The 25,290-nt window shown below is 68.4% G+C and carries 22 protein-coding genes and 2 pseudogenes; 15 read left to right on the top strand and 9 right to left on the bottom strand.

The features are described from left to right. Positions 1 to 51: 51 nt before the first annotated feature. The 3 genes from rpoZ (at position 52) to metK (ending at position 2,997) form a co-directional block, all read left to right on the top strand. Positions 52 to 384, top strand: coding sequence for a DNA-directed RNA polymerase subunit omega (rpoZ, locus tag L6444_RS17080; RefSeq protein WP_236976038.1), 333 nt, complete (start codon positions 52 to 54; stop codon positions 382 to 384). Between the two features lie 14 nt (positions 385 to 398). Beyond that, positions 399 to 1,652 carry a bifunctional phosphopantothenoylcysteine decarboxylase/phosphopantothenate--cysteine ligase CoaBC gene (gene coaBC, locus L6444_RS17075; RefSeq protein ID WP_236976036.1) on the top strand — a complete coding sequence of 418 codons (1,254 nt, stop codon included), beginning with the start codon at positions 399 to 401 and terminating at the stop codon, positions 1,650 to 1,652. Between the two features lie 133 nt (positions 1,653 to 1,785). Next, positions 1,786 to 2,997 (top strand): methionine adenosyltransferase, encoded by a 1,212-nt coding sequence (metK, locus tag L6444_RS17070; protein ID WP_236976034.1) that lies wholly within the window; start codon positions 1,786 to 1,788, stop codon positions 2,995 to 2,997. 10 nt (positions 2,998 to 3,007) lie between these two features. Here metK and L6444_RS17065 read toward each other — a convergent pair whose 3' ends face one another. Together L6444_RS17065 and L6444_RS17060 are read right to left on the bottom strand one after the other, a co-directional pair. Continuing rightward, positions 3,008 to 3,571: a pyridoxamine 5'-phosphate oxidase family protein gene (locus tag L6444_RS17065; RefSeq protein ID WP_236976032.1), complete on the bottom strand. Its 564-nt coding sequence runs from the start codon at positions 3,569 to 3,571 to the stop codon at positions 3,008 to 3,010. A gap of 24 nt (positions 3,572 to 3,595) precedes the next feature. Continuing rightward, positions 3,596 to 4,642, bottom strand: coding sequence for an alkane 1-monooxygenase (locus tag L6444_RS17060; protein WP_370653122.1), 1,047 nt, complete (start codon positions 4,640 to 4,642; stop codon positions 3,596 to 3,598). A gap of 219 nt (positions 4,643 to 4,861) precedes the next feature. Between L6444_RS17060 and L6444_RS17055 the strand changes: the two genes are divergently transcribed. Further along, positions 4,862 to 6,514, top strand: coding sequence for a GMC oxidoreductase (locus L6444_RS17055; protein WP_236976030.1), 1,653 nt, complete (start codon positions 4,862 to 4,864; stop codon positions 6,512 to 6,514). On the opposite strand, the gene L6444_RS17050 is transcribed toward L6444_RS17055, so the two are convergent. The 4 genes and pseudogenes from L6444_RS17050 to L6444_RS17035 all read right to left on the bottom strand — a co-directional run bounded on the left by L6444_RS17050 (position 6,515) and on the right by L6444_RS17035 (position 11,326). Beyond that, positions 6,515 to 8,011: a flavin-containing monooxygenase gene (locus L6444_RS17050; protein ID WP_236976028.1), complete on the bottom strand. Its 1,497-nt coding sequence runs from the start codon at positions 8,009 to 8,011 to the stop codon at positions 6,515 to 6,517. A gap of 19 nt (positions 8,012 to 8,030) precedes the next feature. Then, positions 8,031 to 9,258, bottom strand: a pseudogene (locus L6444_RS17045) (PE family protein). Between the two features lie 123 nt (positions 9,259 to 9,381). Continuing rightward, positions 9,382 to 10,344, bottom strand: a complete 963-nt coding sequence (locus L6444_RS17040; protein ID WP_236976019.1) for an alpha/beta hydrolase — start codon at positions 10,342 to 10,344, stop codon at positions 9,382 to 9,384. A 25-nt stretch (positions 10,345 to 10,369) separates the two neighbouring features. Then, positions 10,370 to 11,326: an alpha/beta hydrolase gene (locus L6444_RS17035; protein ID WP_236976010.1), complete on the bottom strand. Its 957-nt coding sequence runs from the start codon at positions 11,324 to 11,326 to the stop codon at positions 10,370 to 10,372. Here L6444_RS17035 and L6444_RS17030 point away from each other — a divergent pair. From L6444_RS17030 to L6444_RS17020, 3 genes are all read left to right on the top strand, one after another. Then, a complete protein-coding gene (locus tag L6444_RS17030; RefSeq protein ID WP_236976008.1) occupies positions 11,325 to 12,089 on the top strand; it encodes a lysoplasmalogenase in 765 nt (254 codons plus the stop codon). The genes L6444_RS17035 and L6444_RS17030 overlap by 2 nt on opposite strands. 58 nt (positions 12,090 to 12,147) lie before the next feature. Continuing rightward, entirely contained in the window at positions 12,148 to 14,091 is a 1,944-nt protein-coding gene (locus L6444_RS17025; RefSeq protein WP_236984202.1) for a primosomal protein N', read from the top strand. 148 nt (positions 14,092 to 14,239) lie between these two features. Beyond that, a complete protein-coding gene (locus tag L6444_RS17020; protein WP_236984200.1) occupies positions 14,240 to 14,728 on the top strand; it encodes a MarR family winged helix-turn-helix transcriptional regulator in 489 nt (162 codons plus the stop codon). 20 nt (positions 14,729 to 14,748) lie between these two features. On the opposite strand, the gene L6444_RS17015 is transcribed toward L6444_RS17020, so the two are convergent. Continuing rightward, complete coding sequence (locus L6444_RS17015) at positions 14,749 to 15,573, bottom strand: class I SAM-dependent methyltransferase (RefSeq protein ID WP_236976006.1); 825 nt, start codon at positions 15,571 to 15,573, stop codon at positions 14,749 to 14,751. 165 nt (positions 15,574 to 15,738) lie between these two features. Here L6444_RS17015 and fmt point away from each other — a divergent pair. The 4 genes and pseudogenes from fmt (at position 15,739) to ribD (ending at position 19,846) form a co-directional block, all read left to right on the top strand. Further along, a pseudogene (fmt, locus tag L6444_RS17010) lies at positions 15,739 to 16,673 on the top strand (methionyl-tRNA formyltransferase). Further along, a complete protein-coding gene (locus L6444_RS17005) occupies positions 16,670 to 18,109 on the top strand; it encodes an RsmB/NOP family class I SAM-dependent RNA methyltransferase (protein ID WP_236976004.1) in 1,440 nt (479 codons plus the stop codon). Before fmt ends, L6444_RS17005 begins: the two are co-directional and overlap by 4 nt. A gap of 1 nt (position 18,110) precedes the next feature. Continuing rightward, on the top strand, positions 18,111 to 18,818 hold the full coding sequence (gene rpe, locus L6444_RS17000; protein ID WP_236976001.1) for a ribulose-phosphate 3-epimerase: 708 nt from the start codon (positions 18,111 to 18,113) through the stop codon (positions 18,816 to 18,818). Next, positions 18,815 to 19,846, top strand: coding sequence for a bifunctional diaminohydroxyphosphoribosylaminopyrimidine deaminase/5-amino-6-(5-phosphoribosylamino)uracil reductase RibD (gene ribD, locus L6444_RS16995; protein ID WP_236975992.1), 1,032 nt, complete (start codon positions 18,815 to 18,817; stop codon positions 19,844 to 19,846). The genes rpe and ribD overlap by 4 nt, the downstream gene beginning before the upstream one ends. Here the strand turns inward: ribD and L6444_RS16990 are convergent. Continuing rightward, entirely contained in the window at positions 19,827 to 21,413 is a 1,587-nt protein-coding gene (locus L6444_RS16990) for an MFS transporter (RefSeq protein WP_236984199.1), read from the bottom strand. The two genes, ribD and L6444_RS16990, sit on opposite strands and share 20 nt — an antisense overlap. Before the next feature lie 5 nt (positions 21,414 to 21,418). Further along, positions 21,419 to 22,126 carry an LppX_LprAFG lipoprotein gene (locus L6444_RS16985; protein WP_236975990.1) on the bottom strand — a complete coding sequence of 236 codons (708 nt, stop codon included), beginning with the start codon at positions 22,124 to 22,126 and terminating at the stop codon, positions 21,419 to 21,421. An 84-nt stretch (positions 22,127 to 22,210) separates the two neighbouring features. Here L6444_RS16985 and L6444_RS16980 point away from each other — a divergent pair, with 84 nt between their 5' ends. From L6444_RS16980 to L6444_RS16965, 4 genes are all read left to right on the top strand, one after another. Next, positions 22,211 to 22,831, top strand: a complete 621-nt coding sequence (locus L6444_RS16980) for a riboflavin synthase (protein WP_236975982.1) — start codon at positions 22,211 to 22,213, stop codon at positions 22,829 to 22,831. 90 nt (positions 22,832 to 22,921) lie between these two features. Further along, positions 22,922 to 24,199, top strand: a complete 1,278-nt coding sequence (locus L6444_RS16975; protein ID WP_236975980.1) for a bifunctional 3,4-dihydroxy-2-butanone-4-phosphate synthase/GTP cyclohydrolase II — start codon at positions 22,922 to 22,924, stop codon at positions 24,197 to 24,199. Between the two features lie 13 nt (positions 24,200 to 24,212). Beyond that, on the top strand, positions 24,213 to 24,695 hold the full coding sequence (ribH, locus tag L6444_RS16970) for a 6,7-dimethyl-8-ribityllumazine synthase (RefSeq protein ID WP_236975978.1): 483 nt from the start codon (positions 24,213 to 24,215) through the stop codon (positions 24,693 to 24,695). Beyond that, a complete protein-coding gene (locus tag L6444_RS16965) occupies positions 24,692 to 25,162 on the top strand; it encodes a PH domain-containing protein (RefSeq protein ID WP_236975976.1) in 471 nt (156 codons plus the stop codon). The genes ribH and L6444_RS16965 overlap by 4 nt, the downstream gene beginning before the upstream one ends. The last annotated feature ends 128 nt before the right edge of the window (positions 25,163 to 25,290 follow it).

The raw sequence follows: 25,290 nt of genomic DNA, 5'->3' as shown, positions 1-25,290 counted from the left end.
GAAAAACGACCTTCCAACCATGTCGCTCTACGCCGCCAGGAGATTTTCTACGTGACTATTCCGCAGTCCGACGCGTCGTTGGCAACCGTCTCCGCGGTGGATCAGTTCGATCCCGCGGCCGGCGGAGCCAGCGCCTACGACACCCCGCTGGGCATCACCAACCCGCCCATCGACGAGTTGCTGGACCGCGTCTCGAGCAAGTACGCGCTGGTGATCTACGCGGCCAAGCGGGCCCGGCAGATCAACGACTACTACAACCAGCTCGGCGAAGGCATCCTGGAGTACGTCGGGCCGCTGGTCGAGCCCGGGTTGCAGGAGAAGCCGTTGTCGATCGCGTTGCGCGAAATCCACGCCGACCTGCTCGAACACACCGAGGGCGAGTAACAGGCCGGCGCGCGGTGGAGAGCAAGCGGATCATCGTCGGCGTTGCCGGCGGTATCGCGGCCTACAAGGCCTGCACCGTTGTCCGTCAGCTCACCGAATCCGGCCACCGCGTCCGGGTCATTCCCACCGAGGCCGCGCTGCGTTTCGTCGGCGCCGCCACCTTCGAGGCCCTCTCCGGTGAACCCGTCGAGACCGGCGTGTTCCAGGACGTTCCGGCCGTCCCGCACGTCCGCCTCGGTCAGCAGGCCGACCTGGTGGTGGTCGCGCCGGCCACCGCTGACCTGCTGGCCCGCGCCGTGGCCGGGCGCGCCGACGATCTGCTGACGGCGACGCTGCTCACCGCACGCTGCCCGGTGCTGTTCGCGCCCGCCATGCACACCGAGATGTGGCTGCACCCGGCCACCGTCGACAACGTCGCCACCCTGCGCCGACGCGGTGCGGTGGTGCTCGAGCCCGCCTCCGGTCGGCTCACCGGCGCCGACAGCGGCGCCGGCCGGCTGCCGGAGGCCGAGGAGATCACCACGCTCGCCCAACTGCTGCTGGAGCGCCCCGAGGCGTTGCCGTACGACCTGGCGGGCTGCCGGGTACTGGTGACCGCGGGCGGCACCCGCGAAGCGATCGACCCGGTGCGGTTCGTCGGCAACCGCAGTTCGGGCAAACAAGGTTACGCGGTCGCGCGGGTCGCCGCCCAGCGCGGCGCCGAGGTGACGCTGATCGCCGGGCACACCGCCGGGCTCGCCGACCCGGCCGGCGTCAACGTGGTGCACGTGAGCTCGGCTGAGCAACTCGGCGCCGCGGTGTCCAAACATGCCCCGGAAGCGAACGTGCTGGTGATGGCCGCTGCGGTAGCCGATTTCCGGCCCGCGCAGGTCGCCCCCGCAAAGATCAAGAAGACTGCCGGCGGGCCACCCACCATCGAGTTGCTGCGCAACGACGACGTGCTGGCCAACGCGGTACAGGCTCGTGCACACGGGCAACTACCCAATATGCGCGCCATCGTCGGGTTCGCCGCCGAAACCGGTGACGCCAACGGCGACGTGCTGTTCCACGCCCGCGCCAAACTGCAGCGCAAGGGCTGCGACCTGCTGGTGGTCAACGCCGTCGGCGAAGGGAAGGCGTTCGAGGTAGACAGCAACGACGGCTGGCTGCTGGCCGCCGACGGCACCGAGTCGGCGCTGCAGCACGGGTCCAAGACGGCGATGGCGAGCCGTATCGTGGACGCAGTTGTCGCGTTCCTGCGCGCAGACCACGGAGCAGACAGCGGATAACGCGTGCCGGGCAGCGTGGCCCGTCCGGAACCCCGAGATTTGCATGGCGTCGGGTTGCTCCGGTTTGCTTAGCGGCAACAAGAATAATTCGTCTAACTAATATTCGGGCGGAGTGACCGGAAGGATGACAAGAGTGAGCGAGAAGGGTCGGCTGTTCACCAGCGAATCGGTGACCGAGGGGCATCCAGACAAGATCTGTGACGCGATCAGTGACTCGGTCCTCGACGCGCTGCTCGCCGACGATCCTCGCTCCCGTGTCGCGGTCGAGACGCTGGTGACCACGGGGCAGGTCCACGTCGTCGGCGAGGTGACCACCACCGCCAAAGAGGCGTTCGCCGACATCACCAACATCGTGCGCAAGCGCATCCTCGACATCGGCTACGACTCCTCGGACAAGGGTTTCGACGGCGAGACGTGCGGGGTGAACATCGGCATCGGCGCCCAGTCGCCCGACATCGCCCAGGGTGTGGACACCGCGCACGAAGCCCGCGTCGAGGGCGCGGCCGACCCGCTGGACTCTCAAGGCGCCGGCGACCAGGGCCTGATGTTCGGCTACGCCATCAACGACACCCCGGAACTGATGCCGCTGCCCATCGCGCTGGCCCACCGGCTGTCGCGGCGGCTCACCGAGGTCCGCAAGAACGGCACGCTGGGCTATCTGCGGCCGGACGGCAAGACCCAGGTCACCATCGCCTACGAGGACAACGTCCCGGTCCGGCTGGACACCGTGGTCGTCTCCACCCAGCACGCGGACGGGGTCGACCTGGAGAACACGCTGGACCCCGACATCCGGCAGCACGTGCTGCAGACCGTGCTCGACGAGCTGGCCCACGACACCCTGGACGCCTCGTCCACACGGGTGCTGGTTAACCCGACCGGCAAGTTCGTGCTGGGCGGCCCGATGGGCGATGCGGGCCTGACCGGCCGCAAGATCATCGTGGACACCTACGGCGGCTGGGCTCGGCATGGCGGCGGCGCCTTCTCGGGCAAGGACCCGTCCAAGGTGGACCGCTCGGCGGCGTACGCGATGCGCTGGGTGGCCAAGAACGTCGTGGCGGCCGGATTGGCGGAGCGGGTCGAGGTGCAGGTGGCGTACGCCATCGGCAAGGCTGCGCCGGTCGGGCTGTTCATCGAGACGTTCGGCACCGAGGCGGTCGACCCGGTCAAGATCGAGAAGATCATCCCCGAGGTGTTCGACTTGCGTCCCGGTGCGATCATCCGTGACCTGAACCTGCTGCGGCCCATCTATGCGCAGACGGCCGCCTACGGGCACTTCGGGCGCACCGACGTCGAGTTGCCCTGGGAGCAGACCAACAAGGTCGACGACCTCAAGCACGCCATCTAGCGTTCCCGTCTCAGCTGGGCGGCAGCGGGTGGTCCGGCTCCAGGCCGGCCAAACCGTCGATGCTGCGCAGGTTGCGGCCGATGGCTCGCGAGTACGTCTCCTGGGGTTGCTTGCTGTGAAACGAGTCGAGCACCGGCCGCTCGTCGACCAGCTCGTAGTAGGGCACCGCGAAACCGCACGCGTCGGCGATCCGCTCCACGTCGACGACTATCGCGGCACGCACGCCCGGTCGCTGCCCGAAATGGTCTCTGACACGGGCGAATTCGTCGTCGTCGGGCCGCAGCACCCGCCCGGTCCCGAACAGCCGCAGGATCCGGGAATTGCGGTTGAACGAGCAGAACATGATGGTGATGCGGCCGTTGTCGCGCAGGTGGGCGATGGTTTCCACGCCGCTGCCGAACAGGTCCAGGTAGGCGACGGTGTGGTCGTCGAGCACGGCGAAGGTGTCGGCGTAACCCTTGGGGGACAGGTTGATCCGGCCGCCCTGCGAGGGCGCGGTCGCGACGAAGAACATGGCCTGCTCGGCGATGAACTCCCGCAGCGACCCGTCGATATGAGAGAACTCCTTGGCCACCCTCCGAGAGTAGAGCAGCGGTGCCTAGCGCCCGGGCTTCAAGGCGGCCAGACGGATGTCTCCGCCGTAGAAGGCCAGCACCCGCCGGTCCATCACGCGTCGCCACAGCGGGGGAATCATCGCCAGCGGCACCATGGTGCTGTAGCCGCCGGGTAGCTGCGGTGACTCCTCGTCGTGCCGCAGCGCCTGATATCGGCGCAGCGGGTTGGCGTGGTGGTCGGAGTGACGCTGCAGGTGGAACAGGCACACGTTGGCTATCACCGTGTTGCTGTTCCAGCTGTGCGACGGCCGCACCCGCTCGTAGCGTCCGCTGGCCAGCTGCTGCCGCCGTAGTCCGTAGTGCTCGACGTAGTTGACCGTTTCCAGCAGCCCGATGCCGATCACGGCCTGGCCGATCAGCCAGGGCAGCACGACCGGCCGGAACCAGAGAGCCAGCACGGCGAACAGGACGATGCTGATCAGCCAGGCGTTGAGCACGTCGTTGCGCAGAGTCCAGCGAGTTTTGCCGTCCCGGGCCAGTCGGGCGGCTTCCAGGTTCCACGCAGAGCGCACGCCGCCGATCACCGACCGCGGCACGAAGGCGTACAGGGTCTCGCCCAGTCGCGCACTCGCCGGATCCTCGGCGGTGGCCACCCGCACGTGATGGCCGCGATTGTGCTCGACGAAGAAGTGCCCGTAGCAGGTCTGGGCCAGCGCGAGCTTGGCGAGACGTCGTTCCTGGACTTCGCGGGTGTGTCCCAGATCGTGGGCGGCGTTGATGGCCAGCCCGCCGATCAGTCCCACGGTCGTCATCAAGCCGGCCTTGTCGGCGAAAGTCATTGTGACCCAACCCCCGCCGGCCCAGAACCAGCACGCGAGCAGCACCGATCCATACTGATTCGGCAGGTAGAGATACGTGATGCAGCGATAGAACCGGTCGCCTTCCAGCCATTCCAGAACGTCCTCGGGCGGGTTGCTGGAATCGGGTCGGATCATCTGGTCGAGCACCGGGATGACCCCGAACGCGAGCACCGGACCAATCCACCAGAACACGCCGAGACCGGTCAGCGCGACCAGCAGCCATGAGGCCACCACCAGTCCCGGTACCGCTGCGGCAACCAGCCACAGGTAGCGCTTCGGGTCGCGCCAAGCCGGCAGCGATCTACTTGCCGAGGTTTCTGATTCACTTAGTTGTAACTTATGAAGTTCTCGTGTCTGAACTACCATACAAAAGGGTATTACCATACTATAAGTACGTATAAACCTGTGATTCGAGTAACAACAGTCTGCTGAGTGGGGAGTGGTCGAGTCATGAATCCGGCAGGAGATACGCAACACGGACGACGCCTAACCCGGCGGCGCTTCCTGGGCGCTGCCGCGGGTGTGGCCGTCGGGGCCGCTGGTCTCGGCGCTTACGAACGGGGCACTCACCGGACCGAACCCGCATCGCGTCCCAAGAGCCATTACCGCGCCATCGTGATCGGCAGCGGTTACGGGGGTGGGGTGACGGCGCTGCGCCTCGGCGAAGCCGGAGTCGAAACCCTGATCATCGAGAAGGGCAGGCTCTGGGATGTCGCCGACGGCGACGGCAGACGATTCTCGCGGATGCTGCCCGCGGACAACCGGGCCGGCTGGTTCACGTCGGTGCCACCCAGCCTGGTGCCGTCCTTCCGTGGCGTGTCGATGGAACAGGTTTCCCGCCACGCCCCGTCCAAGCAACCGGTGCAGGCCGGGATCTGCGACAAAGTGGAGCACGGCGCACACACCGTGTTCCGCGGCGTCGCGGTGGGAGGCGGGTCGATGGTCAATGCCGCCATCGCCGCGATACCGACCCCCGCCCAGCTTCGCGCGGCCTTTCCCGACATCGACCCCAACGTATTCCTGGGCACCTACATCCAACGCGCAAAAGCCATGCTGCGCATCAGTTATCGCGATCTCGACTGGTTCGAGCGGACGCCGTACTTCCAGTACGCCCGGGTCGGGCGGCAGTACGCGGCAGCCGCGGGTTACGGGGTCGACTACAACGGCAGCGCCTACTCGTTCGACTACCTGAGAAAGGAAGAAGCGGGCCAGGTTCCGCGCTCAGCGCTGGATTTCGAGCAGCAGTACGGCAACAACTACGGCAGGTTCGGCAGCGTCGATCAGACCTACATCGCGGCCGCGCTGCGAACCGGCCGGGTGACGCTGCGACCGCTCACCGAGGTCACCGAGATACGCCGCGACTCCTCCGGCGAGTACGTGGTGGCAACCCGCGAGATCGACCGGTTCGGCAAGGAGCTGCGGCGCGACGAAATCGGTTGTGAGGAACTGTATCTCGCCGCCGGTGTACTCGGCACCACGGAACTGTTGTTACGGGCCCGGGAAACCGGGACGCTGCCCGACCTGAACGACGAGATCGGCCGCGGCTACGGCAACAACGGCGACATCATGGTCGCGCACATGCTGGCGCCCGGCGATCCCGCCGGCACCCGGCAGTCCTTGATGGGCATGATCAATCTGGACGGCCGTGACGACCCGGACAATCCGGTCTATGCCAGCATGTTCTCGCTGCCGCTCCCCGTCGAGACCTATGCGCTGGGCTACTACGTCATGGTGCGCACCGGCGACCGTGCCGATATCGGCTTCGACCGGGCCGCGAACACGATCCGCATCAACTGGCCGCAGGGGCACACCGAACACCTGCGCGAACGCGCCAAACTGGTCTTCGACCGGGTTACCGGCGCCAACCAGGTGGACTATCGTGACGACCTCTTCGGCGGAAAGGTGTTCACGCCCAACACCGTTCACCCCATGGGTGGTGTGGTACGCGGTAGGGCCACCGACCCGTTCGGCCGGGTCAACGGCTACCGGAAGCTGTACGTCAACGACGCCTCGCTGCTGCCCGGATACCTGGGCTGCAACCCGTTCATGACCATCACCGCGCTGGCCGAGCGCAATGTCGAGGCCGTCCTGCAGGGTCGCTGATCAGGCGCTGAACCGGTAGTCGTCGAGGTCGAAATGCCTACTGCGCCAATAGGCTTCGACGGTGGTGGTGGGTCGCAGCGGCACGTCGCCGTTCTTGTCGAAATAGTAGCTGTTGGCCTGCCGGCAACTGTCCTGCCAGAACACCTGCCGGTAGCGCCGGCGCATCATCTCGGCGAAATACCGGTCGTTGGCTTCGGCTTTCACCTCGACGCGGGTCGCGCCGTCGTCGCGGGCACGCTTGAGGCAACGCAGGATGTGGTGGGTCTGGGTCTCGATCAACGCGAAGTACGACGAGCCGACATAGCCGTATGGGCCGAACACCACGAAGAAATTCGGAAAACCCGGGACGGCTACTCCCTCGTAGGCCTGCGTGCGATGCTCGTCCCAGAACTGGCTCAGTGACTGGCCGCCGGATCCGGTGACGGCGAACGTCAGCACGTCATCGGTGTCGAGCACCTTGAAGCCAGTAGCCAGGATCAGCACGTCGACCTCGTGGCTGCTGCCGTCGGCCGTCACCACCGACGTGGGGGTGATTTTGGCGATCGGATCGGTGACCAGCTCTACGTTGTCGCGGTTGAAGGTGGCCAGGTACGTGTTGTGAAAACCCGGCCGCTTACAGCCCACGGCGTAGCGGGGGGTGAGCTTGTCGCGCACCACCGGATCCTTGACCTGCTGGGCCAGATAGCGCCGGCCGGCCACCGCGGTCCACCGGGCCAGCGGGAACACCTTGAAGTAGTGCGCCGAAATGGGGAAGGTGGCCTCGACGTAGGCCTGGCTGAGCCAACGTTGCACGGCGCTGCCGCCCGGTATCCGCATCGCCCAGCGGGCCGGGGCCGGCAGCGGGAAGTCCAGCTTGGGAAAACACCAGATCGGGGTGCGCTGAAACACGGTGAGCTGACTGACAATCGGCGCGATCTCGGGAATGATCTGGACGGCCGAGGCGCCGGTGCCGATGATCGCGACCCGTTTGCCGGTCAGGTCCTGGCTGTGGTCCCAGCGCGCGGTATGCATGGTGATGCCGTCGAAGGAGTCCACGCCGTCGATGTCGGGCAGCTTGGGCACGGTCAGCACGCCGCTGGCGCCGATCACGAAGCGTGCGGTGATTTCGCCGCCCGGATCTGTCTGTAGCCGCCACAGGTCGTGCGTGTCGTCGAATGCGGCGGAGATCACCTTGGTGTTGAACCGGATTCGGGACCCGATGCCGTACTTGTCGACGCAGTGCTCGGCGTAGGCCCGCAACTCGTGCCCGGGCGCGTAGCTGCGCGACCAGTTCGGGCTCTGCTCGAACGAGAACTGGTAGGAGAACGACGGAATGTCCACCGCGATACCGGGGTAGGTGTTCCAGTACCAGGTGCCGCCGACCCCGTCGCCGGCTTCGATCACCAGATAGTCGGACAACCCGGCCTGGTCGAGTTTGATGGCGGCGCCGATGCCGGAGAACCCGGCTCCGACGATGACGACGTGGTAGTCGGGTGAGGTATTCCGTCGCGACTGCATGAATCCGACGGTAGTCGGCTCAGCCGTGTGCGCCTTGGTTGCCCTGCAGGCTGCCCCGGGCGCCACCGATGCCGCCGGAACCGCTGGCGCCGTTGGGTGGACCGACGCCGCCCGCGCCGCCCTTCCCTCCGGCACCACCGTCGCCGATGAGTTGGGCGGCGCCGCCGTTGCCGCCCGGCCCACCGGTACCACCGGCAAACACATTCGGCGTCGTGTTGTTGCCGCCGGCACCGCCGGTGCCACCTGCACCACCCGAACCGATCCAGCCGCCGACGCCGCCGTTGCCGCCCCGCGCGCCGGTTGCGGCGTAGGGGTTATTGACCTGCCCTTCCAGGCCGCTGGACCCGCCGACACCACCCACTCCACCGTTTCCGTAGAGCATGGCGGCGCCCCCGTCGCCACCCACCCCGCCGGTCCCGGCCTGAATGGTGAATCCCTGGTAGAAGGTGGTGGCGGCGTTGCCGCCGCCGCCTCCGGCGCCGCCATTGCCGAACAGGCCGCTGACCCCGCCGACCCCGCCGGCGCCGCCCTTATTGCCGGAGATGACGGCCGTCCCGCCCAGCCCGCCGTGCCCACCTGCCCCGCCGTCGCCGAACAGCAGGCCGCCGCGGCCACCGGCGCCTCCGGCGCCACCTGTCGTCGGGGCGTTGTTGCTGATCAGCGCGTTACCACCGGCCCCGCCGGCACCGCCGGTGCCGGACAGCCAGCCGCCGTTGCCGCCGGCACCGCCGACGGCACCCGCGCCGCCCAGGCCACCCGGGCCGCCGTTGCCGATCAGCCCGGCGTCTCCGCCCCGGCCCGCGGGCAACCCCTCCGCCGGCGCCCCCGGCCCCGCCGTTACCGATCAACAGCCCACCGGCACCGCCGGGCTGACCGGCCGCGCCGGTAGCGCCGTCACCGATCAGCGGGCGTCCGAGCAGCAGCTGGGTGGGAGCGTTGATCGCGTCGAGCACCTGCTGCTGCACGTTGGACACCTCCGCGGCGGCGTATGCGCTGCCGCCGGAGTTCATCAGCTCGACGAACTGGTCGTGAAAGGTCGCCGCGTAGGTGCTGAGCGCCTGGTAGGCCTGGGCGTGGCCGGCGAACAGCGTAGCGACGGCAGCCGAGACTTCGTCGGCGCCCGCGGCCAGCAATGCGGTGGTGGGGATCGCCGCGGCCGCATTGGCGGCGCCGAGTGTCGAGCCGATCCCGGCCAGATCCGAGGCTGCAGCGGCCACCCACTCCGGCGCGGCGATCACATACGACATTCCGTACCTCCCGACAGGCAACGGCAATCCAGTCTGCTCATCCTAGAGCGCGGATCACAATCCTGCTTGCCTTTCGGGCGCATCGCCCTACCGCCGAACGAAAGATGTTGCCCTGGAACGTTTTTAAGGGTAGAGCGCCTTCTTCAGCGCCGCCAGCCCGCGGCTCGTCGCCTCCGCGGCGGCGGGCACCACCACCGCGAAGCTCGCGTAACCGTGCACCATGGTCGGCTCGTTGCACAACTCCACCGCGACCCCCGCGGCGGCAAGCAGCTCGGCATACCGGGCCCCGTCGTCGCGCAGCGGATCGTATTGCGCGGTACCGATGAATGCCGGCGGCAGACCCGCCAGCTCGCCGTTGCCGGGAGCCAGGTGGGCGGGCAGCGCAGTGTGGTCGCTGAGGTCGAGGTGCGGGACGTACCAGGCCAGAAACGCGTCGATGACCTGCTCGTCCAGGATCGGGTCCCGGCTGTTCTCCAGGAACGACGGCAGCGTCCGGTCGCCGATGCACGACGGGTACCACAACAGCTGAAAGATCAGGTCCGGTCCGTTGTGGTCGCGGGCCAGTTGGGCCATGACCGCCGAGATGTTGCCGCCCGCGGAGTCGCCGGCGACGGCGATGCGCGTGGGGTCGCCGCCCAGCTCGGCGGCGTTTTCGCCGACCCAGCGCAGCGCCGCCCAACTGTCCTCGATGGCGGCCGGGAACGGGTGCTCGGGGGCCAGCCGGTAGTCCACTGACACCACGATGGCGTCGGTCCCGACGGCGTGGGCGCGCGCGACGTGGTCGTGGGTGTCCAGGTCGCCCAGCGCCCAGCCGCCGCCGTGGTAGAAGACGACCACCGGCAGGTCGTCCTGCGCGGCGGTCGGCGGCCAGTAGATCCGCACCGGGATGTCGCCGTGTTCGCCGTAGCCGACCCGGCGCTCCTCGATGCGCAGCGGCGGGAGCAGCTCCGACGGCAACTTGAGCGCCGCCATCTGCGCCCGGGCGACCTCGACGCCGTCGGCGGCGCTGAAGGTCATCGGAATGGCATCGAGCAGCATCTTCAGGATCGGATCGATGCCGCTGGGGACGATGGTCGGATCCGTCATGGCCTTACGGTACGCAAAACCGCAACTATCCGTGCAGCGCAACGCGCAATTGCGTTAACCCGCGGTCCATCGCGGCGGTGGCCGCGGGCACCACCCCGGCGTATCCGAGGTAGCCGTGCACCATGGTCTCGGCGTTGTGCACCTCGACCGGGACGCCGGCCTCGGCCAGCAGTTCGCCGTACCGGATGCCGTCGTCGCGCAGCGGGTCGTAGGCGGCCACGGCGATGTAGGCGGCCGGCAGGCCGGACAAATCAGAGGCGCGGCCCGGCGCCATCGCCGCGGGTGGATTGGACATGTCGACTTCGCCGGCATACCAACGGGAGAAGTCCGAGATCGCCTTGGCGCCCAGGATCGGCGCGTCGGCGTTCTCGGTGAACGACGGCAACGACGCGTCCCACATCGTGGACGGGTACCACAGCAGTTGGAATGTGATCGGCGGCGCGCCCTCGTCGCGCGCCTGCTGCGCGATCGCCGCAGCGATGGTGCCGCCCGCCGAATCTCCGGCCAGCGCAATCCGACTGGTGTTGGCGCCCAGCTCGGCCCCGTGCTCGGCGACCCATCGCGTTGCGGCCCAAGCGTCCTCGATGGCGGCCGGATAGGGATGCTCGGGGGCCAGCCGGTAGTCGACCGACACCACGATCGCCTCCGCGCCGACGGCATGCTGGCGGGCCGTGCCGTCGTGGGTGTCCAGGTCGCCCATCACGAAACCGCCGCCGTGAAAAAACATCACAACCGGCGAAAGCTCGGATTGTGTTGGCGGCCAATAGATCCGGATGCCTACCGGACCACCGGGGCCGTCCAGTGTCCGGTCTTCGACGCGAAGTTCGGGATGCAGCGGCCGGCGCGGCAGGTCACGCAGCCGCTGACGGACGGCGTCGAGCCCGTCCTCGGTCGATAGCCGAAACGGAACGGCATCCAGTACCTTCAGCAGGATGGGGTCGACACCGGGTTTCTCATCGGCGGCGTTGTCCAAAGTGGGCATGGGGGTACCGTACGCACCCCGGTTGATGGTCGGCGGCTGGGTGGCCGCCGGATGGGCGGGCATCGCCTACGGCGTCTTTTTGACCGTGATCGCCCTGCGGTTGCCGCCCGGTAGCGAACTCACCGGGCAGTGGAGCCTGCAGCCGCTTTTCAAGGCGTCGATGGCGGTGCTGCTGGCCGTCGCCGCCGTCGCACACCCGGTGGCCCGCGAGCGGCGCTGGCTGGTGCCGGCACTGTTGTGCTCCGCCGCGGGTGACTGGTTGCTGGCGATGCCGTGGTGGAAGTTGTCGTTCGTGTTGGGGTTGGGCGCATTTCTGTTGGCGCACATATGCTTTCTGCTCGCGCTGCTGCCGCATGCGGTCCCGTCGCGGGGGCGCGTCGCGGCCGCGGTGGTGATGGTGCTGACGTCGGCCTCGATGCTGGTCTGGTTCTGGCCGCACCTGCACGAAGGTGCCGAGAATCTGACCGTCCCGGTGACGGTCTACCTCACCGTGCTGTCGGCGATGGTGTGCACGGCGCTGCTGGCGCGGCTGCCCACCATCTGGACCGCGGTGGGCGCGGTGTGCTTCGCCGCGTCGGACTCGATGATCGCGATCGGCAAGTTCATCCTGGGCAACGAAGCGTTGGCGGTGCCGATCTGGTGGTCGTACGCCGCGGCCGAGATCCTGATCACCGCGGGGTTCTTCTTCGGCCGCGAGGATCTGCAGAGGCCGGCGGAAACTGCCGCCGTGGCCAGCGAGTCAGACCAGAAAGACGTTGATTAGCAACATTTCTCGCGATTCGGCTGCCGCCGAGGTGGAGCCGGTCGCGCGGGTGTTGCCGATGCTGTCGGTGCCGCATCTGGATCGCGAGTTCGACTACCTGGTCTCACCCGAGCAATCCGACGACGCGCAGCCGGGCGTGCGGGTCCGGGTGCGCTTCCACGGCCGCCTGGTCGACGGGTTCGTGCTGGAGCGACGCAACGACACCGATCACCAGGGCAAGCTGGGCTGGCTGGATCGGGTGGTGTCCGCCGAGCCGGTGCTCACGCCGGAGATCCGCCGGCTGGTGGAGGCGGTCGCCGCGCGGTACGCCGGAACGCGGGCGGATGTGCTGCGACTGGCGGTCCCGGCCCGGCATGCCAGGGTGGAAAAAGAAGTGACGGCCCTGGCCGTGCTGCCGGTGGTGGCGCCCGTCGACCCGTCCGGCTGGCAGGCCTACAGTCGCGGCGCTCAGTTTCTGGATGCGCTGGCCGCCTCTCGGGCCGCCCGCGCCGTGTGGCAGGCGCTGCCGGGTGAGCGGTGGGCCGACCGCTTCGCCGACGCGGCCGCGCAGACCGTGGCAGCGGGACGGGCGGCGCTGGCGATCGTGCCGGACCAGCGCGATCTGGACACGTTGTGGCAGGCGACGATCCAGCACGTCGACCCCGACAGCGTCGTCGCCTTGTCGGCCGGGCTCGGGCCGGCCGCGCGCTACCGGCGCTGGCTGGCCGCACTGCGGGGCAACGCCCGCGTGGTAATCGGCACGCGTAGTGCGGTGTTCGCCCCCATCGCCGACCTCGGTCTGGTCATGGTGTGGTCGGATGCCGACGACAGCCTCGCCGAGCCCCGCGCCCCCTATCCGCATGCCCGTGAGGTGGCGATGTTGCGGGCGCATCAGGCCCGCTGCGCCGCTGTGATCGGCGGTTATGCCCGAACCGCGGAGGCGCAGGCGCTGGTGCGCAGCGGCTGGGCGCACGACATCGTGGCCCCCCGGCCGGTAGTGCGGACCCGGGCGCCGCGGGTCGTCGCCCTCGACGACAGCGGGTACGCCGACGAGCGCGACCCGGCGGCGCGGACCGCGCGGATACCGTCCATCGCGTTGCGCGCCGCCCGCTCAGCGCTGGAGGCTGGCGCGCCGGTGCTGGTCCAGGTGCCGCGCCGCGGGTATGTGCCGTCGCTGGCCTGTGCGCGCTGCCGTGCGATCGCCCGCTGCCGCCACTGCACGGGTCCCTTGGCGTTGCCGGAGCGCGGTGTGGGCGCGGCATGCCGGTGGTGTGGCCGGGTCGACCCGGTGCCGCGGTGCGCCCGCTGCGGGTCGGACGCGGTGCGTGCGGTGATCGTCGGGGCGCGGCGCACGGCCGAGGAGATGGGCCGGGCCTTTCCGGGCACTCCGGTGGTCACGTCGTCCGGTGATGCGGTGGTGACGGAGGTGCCGGCGCACCCCGCGTTGGTGGTGGCCACGCCGGGTGCCGAACCGAGCGCGTCGGGCGGCTACGGGGCGGCTCTGCTGCTGGACACCTGGGCCCTGTTGGGCCGCCAGGACCTGCGCGCCGCCGAGGATGCGCTGTGGCGCTGGATGAGCGCGGCCGCTCTGGTCCGGCCCCGCGCCGACGGCGGCGTGGTCGCCGTGGTCGCCGAATCCTCCCTTCCCACAGTGCAATCGCTGATCCGGTGGGATCCGGTGGGGCATGCCGACGCCGAGCTCGCGGCGCGCGCCGAGGTCGGATTGCCGCCCAGTGTGCACATCGCCGCCCTGGACGGCAGCGCCGACGGGGTGGCCGCGTTGCTGGGCGAGGCGCGGCTGCCCGAGGACGCCGAGTCGCTGGGGCCGGTGGATCTGCCCGCAGGCGCCCGCCGCCCGCCGGGGACCGCCGCCGACGTCCCGGTCATCCGGATGCTGGTGCGGGTCCCCCGGGAACACGGTCTGCGACTGGCGGCCGCCCTGCGGGCAGCGGTCGCGGTGCTCAGCGCGCGGCAGTCTCACCATCCCGTCCGGGTCCAGATCGATCCGCTGCACATCGGCTGATCGACGCGCTCGTCCGGTGTTCAGAACATGACCACTAGTAATTATTGAGGCTAGAAACAATCACTCCGTACGACTATGAAACTGTTACGCTTTCTGCGCTGTCGTGAGCATGGAGCGAGCGTCCGGGCTACCCCGGGAGAAAGGGGCCGTGATGCCGACGGAGAACGCGACAACGGCCGATGAATCGCTCGACATCCTCACCGATTCCTTGTTGACCGCGTCGCGACTGCTGGTCGCCATCTCGGCTCGCTCGATCGCTCAGGTCGACGAGACCATCACCATCCCGCAATTCCGCACCCTGGTGATCCTGTCCAATCGGGGCCCGGTGAACCTGGCCACGCTGGCCACGCTGCTGGGCGTGCAGCCCTCGGCCACCGGGCGGATGGTGGATCGGCTGGTCAGCGCCGGGATGATCGATCGGCTGCCGCATCCGACGTCGCGCCGGGAACTGCTGGCCGCGTTGACCAAGCGGGGCCGCGAGGTGGTCCGGCAGGTCACCGCCTACCGGCGCAAGGAGATCGCGCGCATCGTCGAGCAGATGCCCACAACGGAACGGCAGGGCCTGGTGCGAGCGCTGACCGCGTTCACCGCAGCCGGCGGCGAACCCGACGCTCACATCGACATCGAGGAGATGTGAGCGCCGGGCCGGCCACGCGCTCAGCGCTTTTCGGCGGTGAGCAGTAGGTACTCCCACCCCATGACGCCGTCGCTGAGGTATTCCTCGGCGAGTTCGATCAACTGCGTGTCGAGTTCGGCGGCCAGCACCGCGTTGCCGGCGACGTTGGCGTACGCCTCGATCGTCGGGCCGTAGTGGTTCTTGAAGTAGTCGTGGACTGCTTGTGCCGTGTCGAAACGGGTCACGTCGAGCGAGCCACGCTGCGTCTTGACGTTGCACACGCGGTCGCCGAGCATGCCGCGGAGGTAGGCCTCGCGTCCCCACAGCGCCGACGGCGGGAGTGCCGCCGAAAGGCTCGGCCGGTAGGGCCGGATGGTCGCCAGCATCCGTCCGAAGAAGCCTTCGTGCGTCGAGCTGATCAGCCCGATCGTCCCGCCCGGACGGCAGACCCGGACCAGCTCGTCGGCGGCGCTCTGGTGATCCGGTGCGAACATCACCCCGATCGCCGATACGACGGCGTCGAACTTGTTGTCGCCGAACGGAAGTGACTGGGCATTGGCTTCCAGGTACTGCAAGTTCAGCCGCTGCGCTGCGGCGCGTTGCTGGGAACGCTGCAACAACTCCGGGGTCAGGTCGGTGGAGACGACGGTGGCGCCGGTCCGGGCCGCGGGCAGCGAGATGTTGCCCGATCCGGCGGCGACATCGAGCACCCGCACGCCGGGTCCGATGCCCGCCGCGGTCACCAGCACCGGGCCCAGTGGGGCCATCACCTCCTCGGCCATCAGTGCGTAGTCGCCCAGGGCCCAGATTTGGCGGTGGGCCTTGGCCAGAGTCTGGTCCTCGCGGATGGGTGTGCCGATGGTCATCTGACCTCCTGCGAAAAGGGTTGAGGATGTGCACGACGTCATCGTCGCCGAACCGCAATAAAACATGCAGTAGGACACAGTATGCCTACGAAATATTGTGACTAGCTGAGAATCTTCTGCGCTTGTGGTCCACGGCACGTCAGCCGGCCTTTCTAGACTGTTGCGGTGCGCCTCGTCTTCGCCGGCACCCCCGAACCCGCGCTGCCCGCCCTGCGTCAGCTGATCGACTCGCCCAACCACGATGTGGTCGCCGTGCTGACCAGGCCCGATGCCGCGTCGGGACGGCGCGGGCGGCCGGAGCCGTCGCCGGTGGCCCGCGAGGCGCTCGATCGTGGCATCCCGGTGCTGAGACCGTCGCGGCCCAATTCCGCGGAGTTCGTCGAAGAACTGCGCGAGTGGGCGCCGCAATGTTGCGCGGTCGTCGCCTACGGTGCGCTGCTCGGCGACGGGCTGCTCGCGGTCCCCCCTTACGGTTGGGTGAACCTGCACTTCTCGTTGCTGCCCGCCTGGCGCGGGGCCGCGCCGGTGCAGGCCGCGATCGCCGCCGGCGACACGATCACCGGAGCCACCACCTTCCAGATCGAGCCCAGCCTGGACTCCGGGCCGGTCTACGGCGTGCTCACCGAGACCATCCGTCCCACCGACACCGCCGGGGATCTGCTTGAGCGGCTTGCGGTTTCGGGCGCCCAGCTGTTGTCGGCCACCCTGGACGGCATCGCCGAAGGGCACGTTGGTGCCCAAACCGCAGCCCACCGAGGGGGTCAGCCTGGCGCCCAAGATCACCGTGGAACAGGCCCGGATCCGCTGGGACCTGCCCGCGCAGGTGGTCGAACGCAGGATCCGGGCGGTCACGCCGAATCCGGGGCGCCTGGACCATGATCGGTGATCTGCGTGTGAAAGTCGGCCCGGTGCAACTCGATTCGGGCGCCGAGGATGATCTGGCACCCGGCGCCGTCCGGGTGGGGCGTAAGGACGTGTGGGTCGGCACCGCGTCGGAACCTGTGCGGCTGGGGCAGATCCAACCGCCCGGCAAGAAACCGATGAACGCCGCGGACTGGGCGCGCGGCGCCCGGCTGGACGATACGGTCACCGCCTCATGAGCCAGGACGAGCCGTACCGGAAACGGCCGGACCGGCAGCACCGAAAACCTCCCGGCCCGCAACGCCCCAAGGGCCCCCGCCGCAAACCCCTGGACCCCGCCCGCAAAGCCGCCTTCGACGCACTGCGTGCGGTCACCGAGCGCAGCGCCTACGCCAACCTGGTGCTGCCCGCGCTGCTGCGCGAACGCGAAATCACCGGCCGCGACGCCGCTTTCGCCACCGAACTGACCTACGGCACCTGCCGCACCCGGGGTCTGCTGGACGCCGTGATCGGCGCGGCCGCCGGACGCGCGCCGGACACCATCGACCCGGTGCTGCTGGACCTGCTGCGGTTGGGGGCCTACCAGCTGTTGCGCACCCGGGTCGAGGCGCACGCCGCGGTGTCCACCACCGTCGACCAGGCTGGTATCGAATTCGATTCGGCGCGAGCAGGTTTCGTCAACGGCGTGCTGCGCACCATCGCCGGTCGCGACGAGAAGTCCTGGCTGGACGAACTCGCCCCCGACAACGACCCGGTGGGTCGTGCGGCGTTCCGGCACGCCCATCCGCGCTGGATCGCCCAGGCCTTCGCCGACGCGCTGGGCGCGGACGCCGGCGAACTCGACGCGGTGCTGGCCAGCGACGACGAACGCCCACAGGTGCATCTGGCGGCCCGCCCCGGAGTGCTCAGCGCCGCCGAACTGGCTCAGGCAGTCCACGGCGAGGTCGGCCGCTACTCGCCGTTCGCGGTGTATCTGCCCGGCGGCGACCCCGGGCAGCTGGCGCCGGTGCGCGACGGGCAGGCATTGGTGCAGGACGAGGGCAGCCAGTTGGTGGCCCGCGCGCTCACGCTGATCCCGGTCGACGACGACGCCGGGCGCTGGCTCGACCTGTGCGCCGGACCGGGCGGCAAGACCGCACTGCTGGCCGCGCTGGGAGCGCAGACCGGTGCCACGGTGACCGCGGTGGAACCGGCCCCGCACCGGGCCGACCTGGTGGTGGAGAACACCCGCGGGTTGCCGGTGGAGGTGGTGCGGGCAGACGGGCGCGAGCCGCAGTCGATGGGCTTGCAACCCGGCTTCGACCGGGTCCTGGTCGACGTGCCGTGCACCGGGCTGGGTGCCCTGCGCCGGCGTCCCGAGGCGCGCTGGCGGCGTCAGCCCGCCGACGTCCCCGCCCTGGCCAAGCTGCAGCGCGAACTACTGGCCGCGGCGATCTCGCTGACCCGTCCGGGTGGGGTGGTGCTCTATTCGACCTGCTCGCCGCACCTGGCCGAGACGGTCGGTGTGGTCGCCGACGCCCTGCGCCGCCACCCGGTGACGGCGCTGGACACCCGCCCGTTCTTCGCGCCGGTCGAGCAGGGGTTGGCGCAAGGCCCGTCCGGCCAATACGTGCAGCTGTGGCCGCACCGACACGGCACCGACGCCATGTTCGCAGCGGCCCTGCGCCGCCAGTAAGGTGTCGCTCATGCCTTCTACGGGGGGACCGCTGATCGCACCGTCGATTCTGGCCGCCGACTTCGCCCGCCTCGCTGACCAGGCTGACGCGGTAGCAGGTGCCGACTGGTTGCACGTCGACGTGATGGACAACCATTTCGTGCCGAACCTCACCATCGGCCTTCCGGTGGTGGAGAGCCTGCTGGCGGCCAGCGACATCCCGATGGACTGCCATCTGATGATCGACAACCCGGACAAGTGGGCGCCGCCATATGCCGAGGCCGGTGCTTACAACGTCACCTTCCACGCCGAAGCCACCGACAACCCGATCGGGGTGGCCCGCGACATCCGGGCCGCAGGTTCCAAAGCGGGCATCAGCGTCAAGCCGGGAACGCGGTTGGAGCCTTACCTGGAGATCCTGTCGCACTTCGACACCCTGCTCATCATGTCCGTCGAGCCCGGATTCGGCGGGCAGAGCTTCATCCCGGAGGTGCTCAGCAAGGTGCGCACGGCCCGAAAGCTGGTGGATGCAGGGGAGTTGACGATCGTGATCGAGATCGACGGCGGGATCAACGAGGACACCATCGAGCAGGCCGCCGAAGCCGGCGTCGACTGCTTCGTCGCCGGATCCGCGGTGTACGGCGCCGCAGATCCGGCCGCCGCCGTCGCAGCGCTACGGAGCCAGGCCGCGGCGAAGTCACCGCACCTGCGCCGGGTGAGCGGCTCATGACCGTCCCGAATTCCCCGGAGCAGGTCAAGAGCCTCGAAGAGGCCATGCGGTTGGCCATCGAGCACTCCTATCAGGTCAAAGGCACCACTTACCCCAACCCGCCGGTCGGCGCCGTCATCGTCGACCAGGAGGGCAGGGTAGTGGGCGTCGGCGCCACCCAGCCGTCCGGCGGCGACCACGCCGAAGTGATCGCCCTGCGCCGGGCGGGCGGCCTGGCCGCCGGCGGTATCGCGGTGGTCACCATGGAGCCCTGCAACCACTTCGGCAAGACGCCGCCCTGTGTCAACGCACTCATCGAGGCGCGGGTGGGGACGGTGATCTTCGGCGTCAACGACCCGAACGGAATCGCGGGCGGCGGCGCCGGCCGGCTCAACGCGGCCGGTGTGCAGGTGCGTTCCGGGCTGTTGGCCGATCAGGTCGCGGCGGGCCCGCTGCGGGAATGGCTGTACAAGCAGCGCACCGGCCTGCCGCATGTGACGTGGAAGTACGCCACCAGCATCGACGGTCGCAGCGCCGCCGCCGACGGGTCCAGTCAATGGATTTCCAGCGAGGCGTCCCGCGCGGACCTGCATCGCCGCCGGGCCATCGCCGACGCGATCGTCGTCGGCACCGGCACGGTTTTCGCCGACGACCCCGCGCTGACCGCCCGGCTGCCGGACGGGTCGCTGGCCCCACAGCAACCGTTACGGGTGGTGGTGGGCAAGCGCGAAGTGCCGCCGGAAGCCAAAGTGCTCAACGACGATTCGCGCACCATGGTGATCCGCACGCACGAGCCCGTCGAGGTGCTCCGGGCGCTGGCCGACCGCACCGACATCCTGCTCGAAGGCGGGCCGACCCTGGCCGGGGCGTTCCTGCGGGCCGGGGCGATCAACCGGATCCTGGCCTACGTCGCGCCGATCCTGCTGGGCGGACCGGTGACCGCGGTCGACGACGTCGGGGTGTCCAGCATGGTGCACGCGTTGCGCTGGCAGTTCGACAGCGTCGAGCAGGTCGGCCCGGATCTGCTGCTCAGCCTGGTTGCTCGGTAGTCGCCGGTGCCGGTTCGAACGACGGCTGGCCGGGCGTAACCGGCTGGTCGTCCGGCCCCGCGTGCTCAGTGCGTGCGCCGATCAACAAACCGAGCAAAGCTCCGACGACGCAGATCGCCACCGTGACCTTGAAGATGTCCCCGTACATCAACGCGAACGCATGTACGTAGGAACCCTGCGAGACCGGCGACTCAGCCACAATCTGATTGAACCGGTAGAGCCCCCACGCGGTCAGCGCGGCCACACCGATCAACATGCCGGTCATCCTGGCGACCACCACCGACGCCGACGCTATGCCGTGCTGAGCGGCAGGAACCACCCGCAGCGCAGCCGAGGACAGCGGGCCGATCACCAGGCCGAGACCCAGTCCCGCCACCAGCAGGTCGGTGTGCACCGCAGGGAGGGTGAACAGGCCGAAGATGTCGTGGCGCTGGTTCAACAGGTTGGCGCGCCAGTACGAGATGAGCCAGTATCCGCTGCCTGCGATCAGCAGCCCCACGAAGACCACGACGCGGTCGCCGGTTCGGGTGGCGATCCACCCCCCGATCACCGCGCCGATCGGCAGCGCGATCAGGAACCACAGCAACAGACCCGCCGCCTGATTCTGATCCATTGCGAGCACACCCTGACCGAACAGCTCGACGTTGACCAAGGTGACCATCAGCGCCGCGCCGGCGCACACCGAGGCGCCCAACGCCGACAGGAACGGCCGGAAGTGCACGCCGGCCGGTTCGATGAGCCGGGTGCGAGCAAAGCGTTCCCAGACGAAGAACAACACCCCCGCCACCACCGCGCCGATCACCAGCGGTGGGCCGTAAGAGGGCAACACCTCTTTGCCGTCCGGTTTGGGGTTGTACAGACCGATCACCGCCAGACCCAGCGCGAGCGCCAACAGCAAACCGCCGGTGATATCGATCTTCTCCCGCTTCGCACTGCGTTCGTGCGACGGCAGGCTGAAGTGGATCATCACCATCGCGATCAAGGTGAGCGGCACGTTGACCCAGAACACGTCGCGCCAGTCGTGCAACAGCCACACGATGAAGATGCCGTACAGCGGACCCAGCACGCTGCCGAGTTCCTGGGCGGCGCCGATACCGCCGAGCACGCCGGCCCGATTCCGTTCAGCCCACAGGTCGGCGCCCAGCGCCAGTGTGACCGGCAGCAGGGCACCGCTGGCGATGCCCTGGATGGTTCGCCCGGCGATCAAGTAGTGGAATGCGCGGTTGGGATCGGGATCGACCATGTAATCGCCGAACTCCGGGTTCCAGTTGCCCAGTTTCACCGACATCGCGGTGAGCACCGAACCGACGATGAACAACGCCAAGCTGGATTGCAGGACGAACTTGCGCCCGAACCGGTCCGACGCCCGACCCAGCAGCGGCATCGCGGCGATATACCCCAGCAGGTACAGCGTGACTATCCAGGTGATTCGCTGCAGCTGATTGACCGGAATACCGACACTGCCCATGATGTCGCGCATGATCGTGACCACGACGTAGGTGTCGAGCGCACCTAGCAGCACCGCAAGGCTGCCCGCGCTGATTGCTATTCGGCGTCCTGCTCGCATCGTCATCAGTTCCCCGGCTTCGTGACCTGGACGGGCTGGTTCCAGTTCGACAGCGTCATCTGGATCGAATTACCGGAACCCTTGTCGAGCATGACCTGCGCGAGCTGGTGATCACCGGTCTCCTGGATCCAGACTGTGGTCGGAGTCGATCCCGTCGCGCCCAGTGGTGCGAGCTTGTTCACGACGTCGGCGTTGACGTTTCCGCTGACGCGAACCGCGCTCTGCCCGTTGATCGTGTCGCGGCCCTGCGCCTTCGGATCGTTGAGGTTGGCCAGGATGTTGGCGACGCCCGTGTCGGGGTTCAGGATTGCCGACGGGTCGTAATGCAGAAGTTCGTCGATCTTGCCCACGTCGTCCCATTTACCCGGGGTGAGAGCGGTGGTGTAAAGCTCGCCGTCCAGAATCACGAAGTCGGCTTCTATCTCGCTGCCGATGATGATGATTCTGGCGGTCCCCTTGCCCGCGGTGGTCGGGGTGGTGGTCAGATCGCCGGTGAGCGTTTTAAGGGGCAGCCCCGTAATTTTGCCGTTGACCGTCAGGACCAGGTGTGCGCTCTTGACGCCTTTGGTGACTTCGGCGGATTGGGTGACCAGCGTCTTCCCGTCAGGCAGCGGACCACCTTTGGCCTTCTTGCTGATCGAGCACCCGGCGACCAGCGTGGTCGCGATGCTCAACGCAGCAAGGACAGCCATAAGCCGGCGGGGGGTTTGCATACCCAGCATCGTAGAGGGTGCGCATGTGTGGACCTGGGACCCAGGCGGGTGCCCAAGGGCCGCCGTACTTATTAACCTGGTGCGATGTTCACCGGAATTGTCGAGGAACTGGGCGAGGTGACGGGCCGCGACGCCCTGGTCGACGCGGCGCGGCTGATCATCCGGGGCCCCACTGTCACCGCCGACGCCGGCCACGGCGACTCGATCGCCGTCAACGGGGTGTGCCTCACCGTGGTCGATGTGCTGGCCGACGGACAGTTCAGTGCCGACGTGATGGCCGAGACGCTGAACCGCTCCAACCTGGGCGGGCTGCGACCCGGCAGCCGGGTGAATCTGGAGCGCGCGGCCGCGATCAACAGCCGGTTGGGTGGACACATCGTGCAGGGCCATGTGGACGGGACCGGTGAGATCGTCGCTCGCACACCTTCTGAGCACTGGGAAGTGGTGCGCGTCGAAATGCCGGCGACGGTCGCCCGCTATGTGGTGGAGAAGGGGTCGATCACCGTCGACGGCATCTCGTTGACCGTCTCGGGCCTCGGCGACCAGCCCCGCGACTGGTTCGAGGTCTCGCTGATTCCGACCACGCGGGAGCTGACCACGCTGGGGTCGGCGCCGGTGGGAACCCAGGTCAACCTGGAGGTCGACGTGATCGCCAAGTATGTGGAGCGGCTGTTGCATGTCCCACTGAACAAGCAGGGGCAATAACTGAGCTGAAGTAGTGGTTCATACTGAATGCAGCACGAGGGCTCCGGTGGGCTCTTCAGCTAGGACAGCGCCGACAGCAAGGTAGCAACGATGACGAGGTTGGACTCCGTCGAACGGGCGGTTGCCGACATTGCGGCGGGCAAGGCCGTTGTCGTCATCGACGACGAGGAACGCGAGAACGAGGGCGACCTGATCTTCGCGGCCGAGAAGGCCACCCCGGAGCTGGTTGCGTTCATGGTGCGCTACACCTCGGGCTATCTGTGTGTACCGCTGGACGGCCCGATCTGTGACCGCCTCGGCCTGTTGCCGATGTACGCGGTCAACCAGGACAAGCACGGCACCGCCTACACCGTCACCGTGGACGCCAGAATCGGTGTGGGAACCGGGATTTCGGCCTCCGACCGGGCCACCACGATGCGGCTGCTGGCCAATCCGACGAGTATCGCCGAAGATTTCACCCGGCCGGGGCACGTGGTTCCGTTGCGCGCCAAGGACGGCGGTGTGTTGCGGCGCCCGGGCCACACCGAGGCCGCGGTCGACCTGGCCCGGATGGCCGGCCTGCAACCTGCGGGCGCGATCTGCGAGATCGTCAGTCAGAAGGACGAGGGCTCGATGGCCCAGACCGACGAGTTGCGGGTCTTCGCCGACGAGCACGGTCTGGCCCTGATCACCATCGCCGACATCATCGAGTGGCGCCGCAAGCACGAGAAGCACATCGAGCGGATCGCCGAGGCCCGCATCCCCACCCGGCACGGGCAGTTCCGCGCGATCGGCTACGCCAGCATCTATGAGGACGTCGAACACGTCGCGCTGGTTCGCGGCGAGATCGCCGGACCCAACGCCGACGGCGACGACGTACTGGTCCGGGTGCACTCCGAGTGTCTGACCGGCGACGTGTTCGGGTCGCGTCGCTGCGACTGCGGGCCGCAGCTGGACGCCGCGATGGCGATGGTCGCCCGCGAGGGCCGCGGGGTGGTGCTGTACATGCGCGGCCACGAAGGTCGCGGCATCGGGCTGATGCACAAACTGCAGGCCTACCAGCTGCAGGACGCCGGCGAGGACACCGTCGACGCCAACCTCAAGCTCGGGTTGCCGGCTGATGCGCGGGATTACGGTATCGGCGCGCAGATCCTGGTCGACCTGGGTGTGCGCTCGATGCGGCTGCTGACCAACAACCCGGCCAAGCGGGTCGGGCTGGACGGGTACGGACTGCACATCATCGAGCGGGTGCCGCTGCCGGTGCGGGCCAACGCCGAGAACATCCGCTACCTGATGACCAAGCGCGACAAGATGGGTCACGACCTGGCCGGGCTCGACGACTTCCATGAATCCGTGCACCTCCCCGGTGAATTCGGCGGCGCTCTATGACCGGTGGTGTGCTGTGAGCGGTGGCGCCGGTGTGCCGGACATCCCGTCCCTCGACGCCTCGGACGTGCGGCTGGCCATCGTCGCCAGCACCTGGCACGACAAGATCTGCGACGCCCTGCTCGACGGTGCCCGCAAGGTGGCCACCGACGCCGGGATCGACAACCCGACCGTGGCCCGGGTGCTCGGCGCGATCGAGATCCCGGTGGTGGCGCAGGAATTGGCGCGCACCCACGACGCCGTCGTCGCGCTCGGTGTCGTGATCCGCGGTGAGACACCGCATTTCGATTACGTATGCGATGCGGTGACTCAGGGTTTGACCCGGGTCTCGCTGGACGCCTCCACTCCGGTCGCCAACGGTGTGCTGACCACCAACACCGAGGCGCAGGCCCTCGATCGGGCCGGGCTGCCGACGTCGGCCGAAGACAAGGGTGCGCAGGCGGCGGCGGCCGCACTGACCACCGCGCTGACCTTGCGCGACCTGCGCGCTCGATCGTGACACCGGAATCCGACACGGGCGATTGGGATTTCGTCTGTCGTCCGCACTTGACGCCGATATTCGCTTATGTTGCAGCGGTTTTGATTCTGGTGGCGCACATTGCGGGCGGTCTGGTGCTCAAGATCGGATCGACCGGAGTGGTGTTCCAGACGGCTGACCAGGTGGCGATGGCCTTGCTGGGAGTCGTGCTGGCCGGCGCGGTGCTGCTGTTGACCCGGCCGCGGCTGCGCATCGGGCCTGCCGGTATCTCTGTGCGTAATGTGCTGGGGGACAAGCTGATTGTATGGCCTGATGTGGTCGGGGTGTCGTTTCCGCTCGGCAGCCGGTGGGCCAGGGTCGACTTGCCGGACGACGAGTACATTCCGGTGATGGCGATCCAGGCGGTGGACAAGGAGCGCGCCGTGCAGGCTATGGACGCCGTTCGCTCGCTGCTGGCGCGATACCGGCCCGATCTGCACGCGCGCTGAGGCCGTTGTGACGGCGCCGCCTGTCGCGGACCTGTTGTCGGTGGTTTCGTCAGACTCGGTGGTGATCGTCGTTGCGCGTAGTCTGCATGTATTCGGGTTCCAGGGCGAGAGGAGGCGGCCGGTGTCCG

Origin of the sequence: Mycobacterium kiyosense, assembly GCA_021654635.1 — a bacterium.
Taxonomy (GTDB): Bacteria; Actinomycetota; Actinomycetes; order Mycobacteriales; family Mycobacteriaceae; genus Mycobacterium; species Mycobacterium kiyosense.
Note: the sequence above shows the minus strand (reverse complement) of the source record. Positions and strands in the feature narration are given on the sequence as shown.